This is a genomic window from Rahnella sp. JUb53 (assembly GCF_004346065.1).
GTDB lineage: Bacteria > Pseudomonadota > Gammaproteobacteria > Enterobacterales > Enterobacteriaceae > Rahnella > Rahnella variigena.
In genome coordinates this window covers 22424-39581 of record NZ_SLYT01000002.1, presented here as the reverse complement: position 1 = coordinate 39581, position 17158 = coordinate 22424, and the positions used below count along the sequence as shown (strand labels likewise).

The following is a 17158-nucleotide window of genomic DNA, read 5'->3' as shown; positions in this document are numbered from 1 at the left end:
ATCAACTTTTTTGAAAAGGAATTTTACATGAAGTCTTTAGTCAAGTTGTTTGTTCTCGCTGCTGTGGTCTCAACGCTTTCGGGTTGTACTGGTAGCGTTTATAATAAAGAAAAGAACTGTGATTACATGTACTTACTTCACCCTGCCATTTCAATTTCTAAAATGATCGGTGGTTGTGGTCCGACTGATAAATAATGTTATTTTCAGTGTAAAATATGCCGGGTGATGATGCCCGGCATTTATATAATAACACGCTTGTTTCTTAATAATTTCTTAAAACGTTCAGCAGACACCGCTGGTACCCTCTGCCTTATAGAGCGTTGCCGCTAATCTTCGTCAACAGTTATGTACCAAACTTCTTAATTCATGACAATTTTCATAATAAACTTCCTGAATTTTAGATTAACAATCTAAACGTAGACCAGTCGTCTGCAGGCAAGTTATAAACATTCCATTTTACTAGAGCTTATTTGTAGATTTCTCCACATCGTATTACTCTTCAATGAATCGCAGCAGGTCTTCATTAATCGTCCCGGCTTGGGTGATTGTCATCCCGTGGCCAAATCCTGCATAGACCTTGAGCTGCGAATCTTTGACGAGTTGCGCGGACAGAATGGCAGAGTCGGCCAGCGGAACGATCTGATCATCATCACCATGCATGATCAGGGTTGGCACATCGATTTTCTTAAGGTCATCAGTGAAATCAACCTCAGAGAACTGTTTAATACAGTCATATTGACCTTTAATCCCCCCCTTCATTCCCTGAAGCCAGAAGCTTTCTCTCACACCATCAGAAGGCGTCTCTGACGAACGATTGTAGTTGAAAAACGGCGTGGTCAAATCCTTGTAGAACTGTGAACGGTCTTTTTCGACCGCAGCACGGATGCCATCAAACACTTCCATAGGCAGACCGCCAGGATTGTTCTCGCTTTGCAGCATAACCGGAGGTACTGCGCCGATAAGTACTGCTTTGCTGACGCGTGCCGAGCCATACGTACCGATATAGCGTGCGACTTCACCACCGCCAGTAGAGTGTCCAACCAGAACAACATCGTTGAGATCTAACTGTTCGATGAGTGATGATAAATCTTCAGCGTAGGTATCCATATCATTGCCTTCCCACGTCTGACTTGAGTTGCCATGGCTGCGGCGATCGTGAGCTATTACACGGAACCCCTGCTGACCGAAGAACAACATTTGCGCGTCCCATGCATCACTTGATAATGGCCAGCCGTGGGAGAAAAGAATGGTTTGTCCCTTGCCAAAGTCTTTATATGCAATCTTAGAACCGTCTTTCACCTGAATAGTTTTCATCACTTTATTCTCTTTTCTGTTGGCGACGCCTCATGGGCGGCGCATTTGATGTTGAAGTGTTTTTTTCGTATGTTTGCTTTTTACACTTGGCAATCATTCAATAATGGCTGGCCAGGAAAGCATTTCACTGATGTTTACTGAGATAAACTTTGTGCCGCTTTCTCGATCAGGGTCGCAATTTTCTCCGGTTGCGATGCGTAAATGGCATGGTTGCCTTTCAATTCAGTAACGGTGCTGTGTGCGCGTTTTGCCATAAAGCGCTCCAGTTCTGGATTAATAGCACGATCCTGCGTCGCCACTACGGCCCAGCTTGGCTTCGTTTTCCATGCCGGAACGCCTGCCGGGGCACTAAATGCTGCTACTGCAGGCATGAGTTGAGATTGCGCCAACAGATTTGTTTCTTTGACTGGCAAGTCAGCAGCAAAGTCCGCGTGGAAATTTTCCGGTTTGATATAAAGGAAGTGATCTGGCGTTTCAGTAATAGACTGAGCGGCTGGCGGATATTTTTTCGCCAAACTCAGCAATGACTCACCTTGCTCCGGCTGAAACGCTGCGATGTAAACCAGGCCGGCAACAGAGGGATCATTTCCCGCGTCACTGATGATCATTCCGGCGTAGCTATGGCCAACCAGCAATGATTTACCACTTTGTAACGCCAGAACGCGTCGAGTCGCCGCGACATCATCAGCCAGCGAGGTTTGAGGCTCCTGAACAATCGACACTTTATAGCCTGCTTTATTCAGGATGCGGGCCACTGGATCCCAACCTGAACCATCCACAAAAGCACCGTGTACCAAAACGATGTTTTTAACCGGCGCCGCCATTGAAGACTGAGCATAAACTGACAGAACCAGGCTTAAAGCCAGAGTAGTCAATGATTTTTTAAACATGATTAATTTCCTGTATTTAAAATTGATTGTTGAATTAGACCGGTCGTCTAGTTATCTCTTAAATAAAAAATTTACCCGTACCTGCTATTCTGGCCAATTCTGCGTGCTGTTTCTTTATACCGGAACGGCTGTTGTGCTCTGTTGCGTAGTCGCCGTGCCATGTGTGTAAGCTAACAGCTATTAGACCAGTCGTCTACAGGTAATTAATAAAACTTTTTCATCTTACCTTCGCAGGCACCTTCTCATTGCGGTTACCTGTCACGATGAGATAACCCACTAATTTTAATGCTTGTTCAACTGCGTTTGTTCACGTATCTATGATGCACTTAGTCGGCTTTCCTTGCCCAAGCTGCCTGAGTATTTGTGAATTCACGAACACCAAAGCGCGAGAGTTCGCGAAGATACCCACTCTTTTTCACACAGCCGTTGGCCCGATTCTACTTTGTGGTCCAGCGGATCGCCAACCTTCGACAGTCTGACGGCGGCGCTGAACCAGAGCGGCTGCTTTCAAAGCTAATGTGACGCGAGCCCGCTGTTGGTTGAAGGGTAAATAGTTTAATTCATGGATTTAGTTACAACATCCTATTTGTTTCAAACATCAACAACAGTGACTAATTCAGCTTCATTTTTACTATCGGTCTGTCAGAGAATGAACACCAGTTCTTGCCAATATCATCTCCGAAGACATGAAAAAGCGGTCGCATAGCGACCGCCTGAGTTCTCAAAAGCGTCTTATCGTTTACGCCATATCGTCAACTGCGCGACGGTATGTTGGAATTTTCTTGCAGTTTCCCGGATAACGAATGGCACATCTTGTGGCTGCTGAATTTCCTCAAAATCACTGGCCAGAAGGCGGCGCAATGCCTGATGGGTAGTCACTGCTTCACCGTTCTCACGGAAACCCCCTACCCAGTTCTCTTTTGGGGTGAATTCTTCAAGCCAGGTATACGGCGATGACAGCATCAGCAATCCGCCTGAGCGAATCATTGGTGTGATGTCTTTCAGGAACCGCGCCGGTTCACGCAGACGGTCAATCAGGTTTGCCGCCAGAACCAAATCATACAATTCAGCCTGCGGTTTAAGATTGCACGCATCACCCTGCACAAAACTGACACGTTCTGTCTGCTGCGCATTGATCCCTACCTCTGTCAGCGTCGCCTGGCAATAATCGACCAGATCACCCTCTTCCGGGATCACATAACGACAAGCTTCGCCTCTCGCCAAAGCCAGAGCGACATCGATGAACCGCGCGGAATAATCCATGCCCACGACGGCATCAAAATGACGTGCAAGCTCGAAACTGGCGCGGCCGGTCGCACAGCCGATATCCAGCGCTCTGCCTTTCTGACTGACATTTTTTACAGCTATATCAACAAGTTGTTCGGCGTAATTTGGTACGTTAAAGTGGCGCGGACCGTACTGGAAATCCAGATACTGAGCCACTAAACCATCGGTTTCATACGGATTCACCGTGATCAGTTCCTGATGACTGGACACCACATATCGGAAACCTGCATGCTGGAAGAAGTGACGCCGGAACGCGTAACGGGAAGATTTCAATGCCTCGTTACCGGTCGAAATCCAGCTTCCGCCTTTGATCATCGAGTGTTTACCATCAAAAGTCGGCGTCGAAAAATCGTCATATAACGGATGCACACGGAAACCATCAAACCCGCTGATGGGGGTTGATGCCCATTGCCAGACGTTCCCGACAATATCGTAAAAATCGCCCTGTGCGAAATGATCTACCGGACACGAAGAAGCCCAACAGGCCAGATTGATATTACCCGGCGCAGTCTGCCAGTCTGGCTGATCGCCAGGCACCTGATTACGTAAAATCATCCATTCTGCTTCGGTCGGCAACTGAACAGATTCGCCGGTTTGTTTTGCTTTCCAGCGACAAAATGCCGCCGCTTCCAGCTGATTGACTTCTGCAGGCCAGTCCCACGGCATCGGCACTTCTTCAGTCATCAGACGTAATTTCAGTTGCTCAGATTCACGCGGCGAACCGACCCAAAATGTCGGCATTTCTGCCTGCGCAAACTCACGCCATCCTGCACCTTCTTCATCCCACCACTCAGGGTTCTGGTAGCCGCCCGCCTCGACGAAAGTATAGAATTCGGCGTTGCTCACCAGCATTTTGCTGGCGCTAAATGCCTGGATTTTATGCTCTGACGTGCCGTATTCGTTGTCCCAGCCGTACGTGTCGTCCTGCTTACCTAGTGTGACAACGTCACCTTTCACGGCTACTGTTTCGTTTTCAGGCACCGTTTTCCGGTCATGTCTTGCCAGTTCACACGCAGGCCAGTGTGCCTGAGGTTTAACCCATTCCACTGGTAACTGGCGGATCAGTACGCTGGACGTTTCAAGATGGATGCGTTCATGCTCGATACCCATCAGGATCACCCACGCCGGGCTGTTCCAGTCGATCGGTAAACTAAGTGGCATCGTATCGATAATGGCGAGCACTTCTTCGCGAACTTTGTTGCGATATGTCCGTAAATTGGCGACAGATGGCCAGTTATAGTTCTGATCATCGAGATCGTCCCAGCTCATTTCGTCCACGCCAATCGCCAGCATCGCCTCGATGTGGGAATCAATACGCTCAGGAATTAAACCTGCCGCCATGAGCTTGTTGATATAAAAAGTGGCGGTATGACCAAAATAGAAAATCAGCGGATGGCGCAGGGAAATCGCTTTGTTGAAGTAAGCACGTTCGTCCGCCAGACAATCAAACAGGCTTTCATACAGTTCCCAGGTCTGAATATAGTAATCACGTATTTCCTGACGTTTTTGTTCCGCCGTTCCTGTGCTTAGTAAAATAGTCTGCGTCGGTTCCGGTAAGCTGTTTGCGTTCTCTGGTTGTGAAAGCATCATTAATTCCTCTGTCCTCTGGCAACGCCAAATCAATACTCAAGTGTAGCAGCTGATATCAGCGGCTTATTTCCGGCGCGTGCGGGCCGGTCTGTTAATCGTTAAATCACAAAAAAATTGCAGATATTTCTATTGCAAAAAAAACCTATCTTTCCATATAAAGCAGCGATATCGCAGGAACTTGCAGGGATTCACCCTCAAATTTATGGCGCAAATCGAAGTAATCCGGCGCGCTGATAATGCCCTGAATATTGTCAGAAAATGCTTCCAGCGCCTTTTTCATTTGCGGCAGATAGTCGTGGGTATCGTAAACACGGTCAATACCTTCGAGCGAATGATTCATGATTTTACGGGCAACATCGTTAGGGACATTCAGGGAGGATAATTTGGATCTGGCTGTCCGGCGCAAATCCCGTGTTGCAAATGGCTCAATGCCCAGCCCTCTTTCTGCACGTAACATCCGGCGGATAACCTGAGTGACGGCCCCCCGCGATAACGGTTTTTGTGCATCGAGCGGAGACGGAACCAGCCACGGACTATTTTTTGGACTGGCCGCCAACAATGCTTCCACACAGGTCACCATTAAAGATGTCAGGGGCAGGCTATGATCGCGGGCTGATTTATTGCGCGTGCCCTGCCGCCAGACGCCAATTCGCAGATGAAACTCCTCTTTTCTGGCACGTACGATTTCATCCGGACGCCTGGCAGTCAGTAAACAAAGGCGTAGCGCCCAGCGACATTGTTCCGAAATACCCCATAAATCAAGACCATGCCAGAAAATCCAGATTTCAGCATCGGTTAATGCCCGCTCGCGGGGCGGCGTATTTCTTCCCCCGACGTCACGGCGTTTCATCGAACTCAAGGGCGAATGGGCGAGATATCCCTGCGTTTCCGCCCAGCCAAAAAATTGCTTACACAGGGCAAATACCCTTTTGGCTTCGGAAATTTTTCCGTCCGCTAACAACACATTGAATAAGCGATTCAGACGCAGGCGGGTAATTTTGTTGAGTGGCACATCGCCAATCACCGGCAGGACATGTTTCATTAAAGAGGAAACGGCAATTTCCGGACGACGGCGTGTCAGGATCAATGAAAGCCGGATCCAGACATTGATCACCTGCCCGACTGTCGCGTTACCCTCTTCGTCAAAATCATCCAGCTTTGCGAGCGGCGTCATTTTCACATTCTGAAGATAGGCAAGCACATGCCGGCCAACATTCTCGGCAGCAAAATGTGTTTCGTTGATCGTTCCGGATACCGCGTTGCTCATCAGCCCTATTTCACCTGAAAAAATCACAGGGCGGTTTTATAACAAGTCATAGGATCTTAGGCAAAAGGTTTATGACTCCAGACCTATTAAGTCTGGAGTCACAATGACAATCTATAAAGAAAAATAAAGGACTTAGCAGAAGGATTATGACGTCAGTGACGGGTTAAAAAACCTACAAACTGGACAAGCAGTCCAGTTATCCTGATGCAGTTCACTGGACAATTGCTACTGTTTCATTCAATTCTGCAGGATGATATTCACTTATGACACCGTAATCATCAATGTAACGGACGGTCATCGACAATTGTCGGCTGTCAGTAAATTGAATAACAGGGAGACTGATATGGCTGAATGGTGCGATCATTCCGTCATGAGGTAAATTATTTTCCCAATGCGCTTCTCCATATTTTATTTGTGTCAGCGTCACGTACAGCGGTGAACGATTTTCAATTTGGAGTCGGGACTTATTGCTATCTTTGACGTATGAAAAATGTAATTTTTTTACCGCGTCACTGCTGGTTATATCTCCCAGCGCATTGGGACGATAGAAAATTTTAATTCTGGTGCGGATGGCCATTTGTAACACAGGGTTATCCTCCAACACTGGCATTTTCGGCGGGACTTCAAGAACATTGAGCCAAAACAAGGACTCCGAATCAGCCGTAAGGGAAGGCCCTTTACCGGTAAACAATACACGTATACCCAGCGAACTTTTTGGCTCAAGCCTTGCTACTGGCGGCAAGACAACAAAGGGAACATAAATATGCTCAGGTTTTTCTTCAGGCTCTTCTTTATCAATCCATAATTGCATCAGTGCAGGTTTTGCCCCTTCATTGATAATACTGAGGGACTCATCATTTGCTTTTTGGCTGAATATTAACCGCGTTCGGTTAATGTAAGTTTCACCTATTCCCTGTTCTGTAGTCATTGTCCAAAATAATACTGAAGCTAAAATAAAACAGGGTAATGATAATAGGATTTTCATAGAAAAAATATTTTTGTTAGTCATTTATATTTCAGCGTAAAAGTTACTGAACCACTCACATTGCCGGAAGATACAGTATTCTCTGTTTGATACAAACCTGCCCTGAGAGGAACAGAATAATTTGTATTGGCCGTTCCTGAATCATAACTGGTGAGCAGATAATCCGTATTGAACGTCACGGGAATGTCCTGATCCGTGAGCATTTGCAACGCGACGCCGCTTGCCGTAGAAGTACTGTCCGGCGCAAACACTCCCTGTGAATTATTTTTAATCGTTGTTGTTGGCATAAACGAATAACTGATGCTGGCCAGCCCAGCAGGACATTGCGTGAAATTGAGCTTAAAGTCTGTTCTGGATGTTGTGTAGCCTGGACCGCTAAAGTCAGACCTCGCGGCTGGCGGGAGTGTCACATCCACATTGGGTGTTGTACAGGTGCCTCCCGTGGTATTAATGACCAGCCCACCCGCAAGGAACTCCGCAATCATATAAGTACCCCCACCGGTGCTGGAAGCGCCGTTGTAAAACTGATAATGCCGCGTATACATCGGATCAAAAACAGGCGTAGTACCCGCAGTCAGCGTATTTGCTGTCTTTACAAAACGAATTTGTACATCAACCCCGATATTAAATGAACGTCCGCTGTCGTAGGTGACAGGGAAGAGTTCCGCTGGTGTTTGGTAAATACCAGCAGCTACAGTCAGCGGATACCAGGTGCTGGTTTGACCTTTCACCGTATAACGCCAGCGGGCGATGTACCCCAGTCCGGATTTCACCGTTGAATTATAAACGCTGTAGGCCTGGCCTTCTGTCGACGTCGTATTCCAGATGGGGTAAGGAGGATAACCCTGAACCGCGAGTTGCGGTGAAATCGTCTGAGAGGAACTTCTTTGCGCACAAGTCCACGCGGTCGGATCTGATGATGTTATCCACCCGCCCAGCAGATCTCCCACAACAGCATCTTTCCCAATCTGAATAGTGGTTGTAGAGAAATACTGGTAATAAGAATTTGTCCGGCTGCAATCGACCCACGTACCATCCCCCCATGCCGGATGACTTATACCGGCGAACGCAATAAAGAGGATTGACCTGAAAATTTTTGCCATAACATTTCTTCCCTGTTTACTGGCACACCACGTTCGCACGCCTGAGATTATCTTCCTCTGACGGATTATCAGCGGGCAGCTGGTACAATAATTCACATTGCTGCGACGGCGAACTTCCCCATTTCACATTGAGTTTTCCTTCGCTTTTTTTTACCCGAATAAAACTCTGGCTTCCTTGTGCGATATATCCAACCCTCTCGTTCTTCTCATCTGTAACAGGCGTGCCAAACGGAATTTCCTCGTTACGAACCGAGCTGATTTGCAACAAAGCGGAATAACCAAAATCCGTTTCATATTTCAATAACACCACCGCACCGGCCGTCGGAACGCTATTCTGGCGGGTGACGTCGAGAGCAATATCATTGGAAAGCCCTTTTGGATCCAGTTCGATGCTATTCTGCCGATACGGTGTTAAATAAGGCACTGCGGCTTTACCTGATTTATCCAAAGCCAGGCTTGAATTATTCGCCACTTTCGCGCCGCTGGCATGGTTCGCTTCCACAACTGCCATGGTGTCGCCCATTATCGGCGTGAACACCACACCATTTCCGTAAGCAATTGCGCCGCCGGAAAGCGTTGCCCCATACTGCTGGTAGCCTTGTCCGGCTGAAAAGCTTCCTCCTAACCGGGTATAAGGTGAATTCCAGTTCCCACTGGCGCCTGCGGTATTGCGGTTACCCATCGATGAATAATGATCTGCATTGCCGAAAGCACTGTAAGTATATTGACGCTCATCGCCAGCGGAACCCGAGACCGAATTCTGAATCCCCTGATGATCACGTTCCTGTACATAGGTGGAATTGAAATAAACCGAATTTGCGCTGCTACCCAGAGGTAGTGAAATGCCTACGGCAATTTTGTTGTCCCAGATATTTTTCACCAGATCCCGGGTACGGCTGGCATTAATATTCAAATTGAACCATGAGAAAGTGTTGGTGTATCCCATTTGGTATTCAGTATCACGCCCGCCTCTGTTCCAGTAATCCTGGGTGCTTGCACTGATATTCAATGTTCCCCAGACCTCCGACAAATCCTGTGTTGCGCTGATCTGCACACGATTTTTACGATTGATACTGCTGGAATAAAAAGCGTTTCCGGCAGAGGTTTGCTGGTCCCGTATCAACATTGCATCATCAATACTGTAGTAACCGGCGCTTGAATAACGATAATTTGCCAGCGTGATATTCGTGTTCACCACTGGCAGTATTTTTGAGAAAGCCAAACTGTAACTTTGCCCCTCTTTTGAGATTTCGTTATGTAACTGAGTACGGGCATGAGTGATATCCGAAGATATCGCGCCCAGCGAAGTATTCAGTGCAATCCCCCCGGCCACCGACTGATACTTTCCTCCCCCTAATACACCTCCGTAACCCGTGATCAGATTGGTAAAACCGTGCCGTATAGTGCCCATCGCAATCAGGGGTTTTTCATTCACGGTCGAATTACGATAAGTACCGCTCATCAGTGTGTAGCGGGTTGTCCCTGGCCTTAATAGTTCAGCGATCGACGCATAGGTCACGGTAAAACTACGCTCGCTGCCATCCGCTTCTTTCACTGTGACCAGCAAATCTCCTCCAGTGCCTGTCGGATACAGTTCATCTATGACGAACGAGCCAGGTGGAACCGTGGTTTCATAAATACGCGTGCCGCGCTGTGAAATCTGAACTAATGCAGTAGTATTCGCCACGCCACTGATCACCGGTGCGTATCCGCGCTGCGAGTCCATATACATTCGGTCATCGGATGCCAGCATGGCCCCGCGAAAACCCACGCTATCAAAGACCTGTCCTTCCGTCATAGACTCACCGATCACCAGCTTACTGCGTATCGGCACTATCGCACGTTCGACATAAGTGCTGGCGTTATCATATTCCCATCCATTTTCATCGCTCTGGTTAAAAGACCCTTTATATCGCAAACGCCAGACATCCCAGTTTATACCACCGAGAAGTCCGAGATATTGAGTAGAGATACTTTGCGTTTCTGACATTTCTGAATGATAGGCGTTATAGTCATATTCTAATGTTGCCGCTGTGATACCTTTATCCCAAAGTTCGGGGCTGACATATCCTCTGGCATGGCGAAGTAAATAGATCTGCGGCGCTGTCACATTAAGATGTTGAGTGGTAACGTCATAACTGACATCGAGTCCGGGAAGCAACATATTAATATCAGCACATTGATGGGGATCTTTAAGCTGATAAATGACATTTTCATCGAGTTTTTCACTATCAATACCCAACTCTGATAGCAATTTTATATTGAAACACGCATGGGCTATTTTTGATTGATTATCCGGAAGTGAAAAATTAACGTCTGTACGCCCTTTCCACCTCTCATTTATATACAGATCCACCCGATGTATTCCGGGTAGTACAGGGTTTCCTTGCGCATAATCATTAACGTCTATTGCTGACCGCATAAATGCACTATTAAACATAACCGTATCAGAACCTGCATAACAGACGACGTGAGAGAACAGCAGTGCAGACCAAACTGCTCTTCTTAAGATCGCCATGATGAATGAATTTTTACGCGAGCCAGATATCATTTCATAATATCTGTTCATTGACTGATTCCCCGCCATAATCATTTATGATGCTATAGAATAACTTTTCGCCCCGTATATCTTTATTGTCAGTAGACTTCAGGCTGAATTCTATTTCACTTTCAGGATTAACCATTCTCTTCGTAAAATTTACGACACGGGAAAGTACCGGTGATGTTTTTGAGTGTCTGACTTCCAGCTTACTGAAAGTGATAAAGTAAGGTGAAGGATTGATAATTGTTAGTTTGTTGCCAATCAATGATACTTTTAACTGTTTATAAGCTTGAGGTGGCGAAGGTACTAAGTTATCTGGTCGGTAAAACAACTTTATCCGGGTACGAAATGCCATTTGCAATACATTATCACCTGCCTGAATCCTCTGTGTCGGCTTTGGAGGCACTTCCAAAAGATTAAACCAGAACAGCGATTCCCGATCCTGTGGTAAATGCCCGTTCAGTGCCATCAGCCGTATCGCCTGACCTCTCTCTGGATCGATGCGAATGACAGGAGGGTTGACAATAAATGGGACATTGACTTCACCGGGCCGGGCTTTCGGGTTGCCATCATCCAGCCACATTTGTACCAGATAGGGTTTTTTACCCTTATTCATTAATTGTATTACTGATTCTTTATCTTGAGCATGGAACACAATCCGCGTTCCGTTAATGACAACTTCCGGATACGCTTTACAGGAAAAGAAGCAGGTTAAAATAATACTGATGAATATAGACTTACACATCCCTGATGTTCCTTTTTATTGAGACAGGGGTGAAATTCCTGCTTCACCCCTTTTTATCGGTTACTCGTATGTCATCGTGTAATCAACTTGCGTGGTCACCGTTCCTGCCACAGAAACTCCGGTGGCATAATAGCGGGCGAAATAATTTAATGTCCCGCTGCCGGCGCTGATATCAACCGGAATATCATTTTGGCCATCGGTTACCGGAGATCCGGCGACTATTGACTCCATACTGGCATTTAATAATTCAACCTGAACATTTTTTGCTGCATCCGACGCGGTGGTATCTATATTGAGACGGCCGGTGGCACTATCAACATAAGTGCCGGGTTCATAATAAGTGCTCGCCGTGCCTAAAGCCGTACCTGAACAACTTGTCAGTGAGATATTAAAAGGTGTCGCACCGGCAGTTTCACCCGGCGCTTTTAAACTGTTTGCTGAAACAGTCGGTAATGTCACGGTCGCATCCTCACTTCCACCATTAACAGCAATTGAACAGGTAGTATCTGTTACCTTGCCATTAATAGTAATAGTTCCATCGACCGCCATTGCCGACGCAGCAAACGTAGATGTCATGACTAACGCAAGCATGGGTATGACGTGTTTAGTATTATACATATGCACTTCCCTATATACGTAAGGATTGATCACTAGCTAATAATGATGGCATCAATATATAATAAGTCTTTCATCAATCCGACAGATAAATATATACAGAAGTTCATTATTAACGTCACGCATCATATACCGAAAATTATGATAAGCAATACAAGTTACTTGAATAGGCAGAGTTTAATTTTGGGGAGGGTTAATTAATAGTTATTTATATAAAAAGTTCTCCTAATAACATTCAAAATATACTCGGCCATAAAAATATAATAACCAAATTAGTCGTCAGGGTATTTGCGTGCAAACACCCTGAACTGATGGGCTATGTTACGCTGTCGCCAGCCTGAATGCCGAAACAGACTGCGTCAGATAGAGAACCTGCTCTTCAAGCGAGGCCGCTGCTGCTGCGGACTCCTGCACCAGCGCCGCATTCTGCTGAGTTACGCCGTCGATTTCGGTCACAGCCTGCTCAATCTGGCTTATCCCACGGCTTTGCTCATCAGATGCGGTCGAGATATGTTCCATCAGCACATCAACCTGAGTCACGGAAGAAATAATTGCCGAGATAGAATCCCCGGTACGCGATACCTGTTCAGACCCTTCCTTTATATTGGCAACGGATTCAGAGATCAGACTTTCAATTTCCTTCGCTGCGACAGCACTGCGCTGCGCCAGACTGCGCACTTCGCTGGCGACCACCGCAAATCCACGCCCCTGTTCGCCGGCACGTGCGGCTTCAACGGCGGCATTGAGCGCCAGAATGTTGGTCTGGAACGCAATGCTATTGATGACGCCTGTTATGTCTTCGATTTTCTTAGAGCTGCTGTTAATACGACTCATCGTTCCGATCACATCCTGTGCCACCTTTTCACCAGCACGCGCATTTTTAACGGCTTCACGTGTCAGGCCACTGGCACGGGTGACATTCTCGGTATTCTGTTTTACGGTCGCCCCAAGTTCTTCCATGCTGGCCGCGGTTTGTGTCAGTGCAGCCGCCTGTTGTTCTGTGCGGGAAGCCAGATCAATGTTCCCAGCCGAAATTTCCTGCGATGCATGAGCAACGGTATGACTGGTGTCACGCACCTGGCCGATAATGCGGGTCAGCGACTGTCGCATATGCTCAATAGACTGCATCAGTTCTTCAATTTCACTGCGTGACCGGGCATTGACCGGCACAGGGGTATCGAGATAACCCTCGGCAATCTGGCGGCAATGATCACGTGAATTCAGAAGCGGCGTCAGAACGAAACGTTTAAGCAAAATCACCACGCCAATAATGATGATCAGGAACAGCAGACCAAAACCGATGGTCAACCCGATGCCAAATTTGAAATTATCCTGCGCATCATTGTTGAGATTTCTGGCGTACTGCTCGTGTAGCGCCAGCACTCTATCTAGTACGATTTCATACTGTCGATCGAGTTTTATGACTGTCGGGATCTGTGCTTTAAACCGCGGCTGGTCACCCGCTTTAGCGGCATCGATCAGCGGCTGTATTCCGTTCTGACGATATTCCAGATACGTGGCGCGATATGCCTGGGCCAGTTCATCCTCACCCGGCAGTTTAGGTGCATCTATATAGGCCTGAAATGCGGCATCGGCCTTCACGATGACCTCATTGACGCCGTCGAGCGCAGCGCCGGTTTGCTGACCATTGCCGCTTTCAATTTCCTTCATATACTCCATGACGCGAACGCGCGAGGTGCGGCTGTGATTGATAGGATCAATCACGGACAGAACCACCCGGATCTCCTTGTTGACATCATCGAGAGAATGATTGCTTTGGGTCAGCAACCAGATATTTGACAGCATACTGGTGAAAAAGAGAGCGAAAAGAACTACAAGAACAAGTAAAGAGGACTTTTTAAGCGACATCGGTAGATTCTCAAAACAGAGCAAGGATCTGTTTATCGGCATTTGGCTTAAAAGGTTTAATGACTGTTTCACCCTATCAGGAATTTAAAAGACGATGCTCGGCCCGCCATCAAATCTTTAGCCATATCTGATACCGCCTTGCACTGAAGAGGCGGTTTCAACTGCCGACACAGCATAAAACTAACAAATTTTCTTATACTTTTAAGTAAATGAAAACAGCACTCCAATCTCTTACATTGAAACTGTAAAGTTATTTATTCCTGGAGGAAAAGTCTTAAGCAACATCTAAAATAGATGTTACAGACTCATACCACCCTCCTTATACAAAATGAATAATCATTCAACACATGAATATTCCTATAAAAAAATATGAAAAATCCTATTAATAAACCCTCGCAACAAAATGAAAAATCTTTCATGAAATAAATTCACTTCAGATATTTCCTGTGTTTTCTGCATTATTAATCCTAATGAAATTTGCGCTTTTATTGTTTTTTCTACAAACCGATCTTCCTCAATGCCTTATCCCATGCCGCCTGCGCGGGAATTGAGAGAAAATTCCTATATTTCAATATGATGATCCGTTATCCTGCGATCCAAGCGATGTAATACTTAGTTACAAATTATGATTTTCAATAGAATCACTAATGTTTCTAAAATGCCAGCGACAGGTACTTATCTGAAATTTTATTTTTTCAGATAAATTCAATACACACTGCGAAATGCTCCGAAAAATATCAGCTCGCTTGTGACCCTGAAGTTATTCGCACGTTATTATGATGCGGCATGGACAAATTTTTATGGCAGGGTTGCCAGCCTCAATGTATTTTTCAGATTCATTGGCAGCGTTTATCACTCCACAGTAAGGGATAGGCATGTCTAATAGTTTTCAGGAAGAAATCCCCAAAGCCCGCGTTAATATTAAACTAGATCTCCACACGGGCGGCGCACAGAAGAAAGTCGAATTACCTTTAAAATTAATGGTAATGGGAGACTACAGCAATGGTAAAGAAGACCGACCTTTGTCAGAACGCGAAAAAGTTAACATCAATAAAAATAACTTTAACAGCGTTCTGGCTGAGTTCAGCCCTTCACTTAATCTGACCGTTGAAAATACGCTGGCTGGCGATCATAGCGAAGAAAACATCTCTCTGAACTTCAACGAAATGAAAGATTTCGAACCCGAGCAGGTTGCACGCCAGATCCCTCAACTGCGCGCCATGCTGGCCATGCGCAATCTGCTGCGTGATCTCAAATCCAATCTTCTGGACAACGCAACGTTCCGCAAAGAACTCGAAACCATTCTTAAAGATCCGTCCCTGAGCAATGAGCTTCGCAGTGAACTGAACGCTCTGGCACCTAAGGCATAACAGCCTCCACTTAACGGATTAATGCGAGAAAATGCTTATGTCAGTCAATACTGAAAACTCTTCTTCAAGCCAGACTACTGTTCTTGAACGCCCTGAAGCGGGCACCGTTTACGCCTCCCTGTTTGATAAAATCAATCTGACGCCGGTGACTTCACTGGGCGACCTGAATGATTTCCAGGATACCGCTGCCCTGGCTGATGTGACCGCCGATCAGCGTGTGACGGCAGCCGTTCAGGTCTTCCTTGAGCGTCTGAAACAATCTGGCCAGACCGTTGAGCGTCTGGATAAAACGCTGCTCGATCACCATATTGCAGAACTGGACAATCAGATCAGCCGTCAGCTCGACGCTGTGATGCATCACCCTGATTTTCAGCGCGTGGAATCCGGCTGGCGTGGTCTGAAGTTCCTGGTTGACCGCACCGATTTCCGCCAGAACGTCAAAATTGAAGTGCTGGATGTTTCTAAAGACGACCTGCGTCAGGACTTCGAAGATTGCCCTGAAATCATCCAGAGCGGCCTGTACCGTCACACTTACATTCAGGAATATGACACACCGGGCGGCGAACCCATCGGTTCTGTAATTTCCAACTACGAGTTTGATGCATCAGCCCAGGATGTCGCACTGCTGCGTAACATCTCAAAAGTCTCCGCTGCCGCGCACATGCCGTTCGTCGGCGCCGTCGGTCCTAAATTTTTCCTGAAAGATTCCATGGAAGAAGTGGCTGCGATTAAAGACATCGGCAACTACTTTGACCGCGCAGAATACATCAAGTGGAAATCCTTCCGTGATTCTGACGATTCCCGCTATATCGGCTTGACTATGCCACGCGTGCTAGGTCGTCTGCCGTATGGCCCGGATACCGTTCCGGTTCGCAGCTTCAACTATGTCGAAGAGGTGAAAGGTCCGGATCACGAGAAGTATCTTTGGACCAACGCAGCGTTCTCGTTTGCAGCCAACATGGTGAAAAGCTTCATCAAAAACGGCTGGTGCGTGCAAATCCGTGGCCCGCAAGCTGGCGGTGCGGTGACTGACCTGCCCATTCACCTGTATGACCTCGGCACCGGCAATCAGGTGAAAATCCCGTCAGAAGTGATGATCCCTGAAACCCGTGAGTTTGAGTTTGCCAACCTGGGCTTCATCCCGTTGTCTTACTACAAAAACCGCGATTATTCCTGCTTCTTCTCCGCCAACTCCGCACAGAAACCGGCGCTGTATGACACTGCTGATGCCACAGCAAACAGCCGCATCAATGCGCGTCTGCCGTACATCTTCCTGCTGTCACGTATCGCGCACTATCTGAAGCTGATTCAGCGTGAAAACATCGGCACCACCAAAGATCGCCGTCTGCTGGAACTGGAACTGAACACCTGGATCCGCACGCTGGTCACTGAAATGACCGATCCGGGCGATGACCTGCAAGCCTCTCACCCGCTGCGTGACGCCAAAGTGACCGTCGAAGATATCGAAGACAACCCGGGCTTCTTCCGCGTGAAACTGTACGCCGTACCGCACTTCCAGGTGGAAGGGATGGACGTGAATCTGTCACTGGTTTCTCAGATGCCTAAAGCGAAAGCCTGAAG

The 17158-nt window shown here is 47.0% G+C and carries 13 protein-coding genes; 3 read left to right on the top strand and 10 right to left on the bottom strand.

Annotation, left to right across the window (positions count from 1 at the left end):
* Positions 1-27: 27 nt before the first annotated feature.
* Positions 28-195, top strand: a complete 168-nt coding sequence (locus EC840_RS04715; protein WP_112289511.1) for a YhfL family protein — start codon at positions 28-30, stop codon at positions 193-195.
* A gap of 297 nt (positions 196-492) precedes the next feature.
* On the opposite strand, the gene EC840_RS04710 is transcribed toward EC840_RS04715, so the two are convergent.
* From EC840_RS04710 to EC840_RS04665, 10 genes are all read right to left on the bottom strand, one after another.
* Entirely contained in the window at positions 493-1314 is an 822-nt protein-coding gene (locus EC840_RS04710) for an alpha/beta hydrolase (RefSeq protein WP_129640060.1), read from the bottom strand.
* A 134-nt stretch (positions 1315-1448) separates the two neighbouring features.
* Positions 1449-2204, bottom strand: a complete 756-nt coding sequence (locus EC840_RS04705; protein WP_129640061.1) for an alpha/beta hydrolase — start codon at positions 2202-2204, stop codon at positions 1449-1451.
* Positions 2205-2936: 732 nt separating this feature from the next.
* A complete protein-coding gene (gene ovoA, locus EC840_RS04700) occupies positions 2937-5078 on the bottom strand; it encodes a 5-histidylcysteine sulfoxide synthase (RefSeq protein WP_132964126.1) in 2142 nt (713 codons plus the stop codon).
* A gap of 145 nt (positions 5079-5223) precedes the next feature.
* A complete protein-coding gene (locus tag EC840_RS04695) occupies positions 5224-6348 on the bottom strand; it encodes a site-specific integrase (protein ID WP_129640063.1) in 1125 nt (374 codons plus the stop codon).
* Between the two features lie 211 nt (positions 6349-6559).
* Positions 6560-7357, bottom strand: coding sequence for a fimbria/pilus periplasmic chaperone (locus tag EC840_RS04690; protein ID WP_132964125.1), 798 nt, complete (start codon positions 7355-7357; stop codon positions 6560-6562).
* Entirely contained in the window at positions 7354-8436 is a 1083-nt protein-coding gene (locus tag EC840_RS04685; protein ID WP_132964124.1) for a fimbrial protein, read from the bottom strand. Before EC840_RS04685 ends, EC840_RS04690 begins: the two co-directional genes overlap by 4 nt.
* Before the next feature lie 16 nt (positions 8437-8452).
* On the bottom strand, positions 8453-11005 hold the full coding sequence (locus tag EC840_RS04680; protein WP_243701016.1) for a fimbria/pilus outer membrane usher protein: 2553 nt from the start codon (positions 11003-11005) through the stop codon (positions 8453-8455).
* Positions 10989-11723: a fimbria/pilus periplasmic chaperone gene (locus EC840_RS04675; protein WP_132964123.1), complete on the bottom strand. Its 735-nt coding sequence runs from the start codon at positions 11721-11723 to the stop codon at positions 10989-10991. Before EC840_RS04675 ends, EC840_RS04680 begins: the two co-directional genes overlap by 17 nt.
* A gap of 60 nt (positions 11724-11783) precedes the next feature.
* Positions 11784-12341, bottom strand: coding sequence for a fimbrial protein (locus tag EC840_RS04670; protein ID WP_129640067.1), 558 nt, complete (start codon positions 12339-12341; stop codon positions 11784-11786).
* 318 nt (positions 12342-12659) lie between these two features.
* Positions 12660-14207 (bottom strand): methyl-accepting chemotaxis protein, encoded by a 1548-nt coding sequence (locus tag EC840_RS04665; protein WP_132964122.1) that lies wholly within the window; start codon positions 14205-14207, stop codon positions 12660-12662.
* An 875-nt stretch (positions 14208-15082) separates the two neighbouring features.
* On the opposite strand from EC840_RS04665, the gene tssB reads away from it, so the two are divergent.
* Together tssB and tssC are read left to right on the top strand one after the other, a co-directional pair.
* Positions 15083-15577, top strand: coding sequence for a type VI secretion system contractile sheath small subunit (gene tssB / locus EC840_RS04660; RefSeq protein ID WP_112289522.1), 495 nt, complete (start codon positions 15083-15085; stop codon positions 15575-15577).
* Positions 15578-15608: 31 nt separating this feature from the next.
* Positions 15609-17156 carry a type VI secretion system contractile sheath large subunit gene (tssC, locus tag EC840_RS04655; RefSeq protein ID WP_112289523.1) on the top strand — a complete coding sequence of 516 codons (1548 nt, stop codon included), beginning with the start codon at positions 15609-15611 and terminating at the stop codon, positions 17154-17156.
* Positions 17157-17158 lie beyond the last annotated feature (2 nt).

Bases quoted from the DNA above. Each gene is read 5' to 3' on its own strand.
- tssB (WP_112289522.1), top strand. From the start codon at position 15,083: ATGTCTAATAGTTTTCAGGAAGAAATCCCCAAAGCCCGCGTTAATATT.
- EC840_RS04695 (WP_129640063.1), bottom strand. From the start codon at position 6,348: ATGAGCAACGCGGTATCCGGAACGATCAACGAAACACATTTTGCTGCC.
- EC840_RS04710 (WP_129640060.1), bottom strand. From the start codon at position 1,314: ATGAAAACTATTCAGGTGAAAGACGGTTCTAAGATTGCATATAAAGAC.
- EC840_RS04705 (WP_129640061.1), bottom strand. From the start codon at position 2,204: ATGTTTAAAAAATCATTGACTACTCTGGCTTTAAGCCTGGTTCTGTCA.
- EC840_RS04665 (WP_132964122.1), bottom strand. From the start codon at position 14,207: ATGTCGCTTAAAAAGTCCTCTTTACTTGTTCTTGTAGTTCTTTTCGCT.
- EC840_RS04680 (WP_243701016.1), bottom strand. From the start codon at position 11,005: ATGAACAGATATTATGAAATGATATCTGGCTCGCGTAAAAATTCATTC.
- EC840_RS04690 (WP_132964125.1), bottom strand. From the start codon at position 7,357: ATGACTAACAAAAATATTTTTTCTATGAAAATCCTATTATCATTACCC.
- tssC (WP_112289523.1), top strand. From the start codon at position 15,609: ATGCTTATGTCAGTCAATACTGAAAACTCTTCTTCAAGCCAGACTACT.
- EC840_RS04675 (WP_132964123.1), bottom strand. From the start codon at position 11,723: ATGTGTAAGTCTATATTCATCAGTATTATTTTAACCTGCTTCTTTTCC.
- EC840_RS04685 (WP_132964124.1), bottom strand. From the start codon at position 8,436: ATGGCAAAAATTTTCAGGTCAATCCTCTTTATTGCGTTCGCCGGTATA.
- EC840_RS04670 (WP_129640067.1), bottom strand. From the start codon at position 12,341: ATGTATAATACTAAACACGTCATACCCATGCTTGCGTTAGTCATGACA.
- ovoA (WP_132964126.1), bottom strand. From the start codon at position 5,078: ATGCTTTCACAACCAGAGAACGCAAACAGCTTACCGGAACCGACGCAG.
- EC840_RS04715 (WP_112289511.1), top strand. From the start codon at position 28: ATGAAGTCTTTAGTCAAGTTGTTTGTTCTCGCTGCTGTGGTCTCAACG.